Origin of the sequence: Candidatus Pelagibacter communis (assembly GCF_001180205.1) — a bacterium.
GTDB lineage: Bacteria > Pseudomonadota > Alphaproteobacteria > Pelagibacterales > Pelagibacteraceae > Pelagibacter > Pelagibacter ubique_O.
Map to the genome: position 1 here is coordinate 1 of NZ_CVSU01000126.1, position 600 is coordinate 600.

Annotated in this window: 1 protein-coding gene; it reads left to right on the forward strand. The window is 25.2% G+C overall.

Annotated elements, in window-relative coordinates:
* Positions 1–24: 24 nt before the first annotated feature.
* On the forward strand, positions 25–600 hold a 576-nt coding region (locus AMO08_RS05565; protein ID WP_143323825.1), incomplete at its 3' end, for an AEC family transporter.

Consider the following 600-nt stretch of genomic DNA (forward strand, 5'->3'; position numbering starts at 1 on the left):
ATCGAATAACAATTAAATAACCTTATGCTTCAAATTTTCTTTGGATTAATACCTTTTATTTTTATAACAGTATTAGGTTTCATTTTTGGTAGAATCAAAATTTTCGATTTAAGCCATGCAAAAATTTTAAATTTATTTTTGTTTTATATTGCTGTTCCAGCATTAATAATTAAGTTTGTAGCTCAAAGTGAAATTGGGCAAATCGATTTAAAACAAATAATTACATATTTTTTAATGCAAGGCAGCCTAGGTCTTATAGCTTTTCTGATTACATCTAATTTTTTTAAACGCCCTGTTCAAGAGTCAATCATTTGGTCTTTAATGGTAGCATTATCAAATCATGTGACTTTATTATTACCAATTACAAAAATTTATTTTGGAACAGAGGTTATCACTCAAGTAACAAGTATAATATTAATGGATGGTATAATTTTATTATCAGTAATTACTTTTTTTTTAGAACTTACTACCAAAAAAAGTATTCGAGTATCAGTATTTTTAAGGAATCTTTTTTTAAATCCAATGATAATGTCTATTGTGATTGGGGTTTTGCTCTTTTCATTTAATATAGATATTTTTGATACACCGATTGATTATACA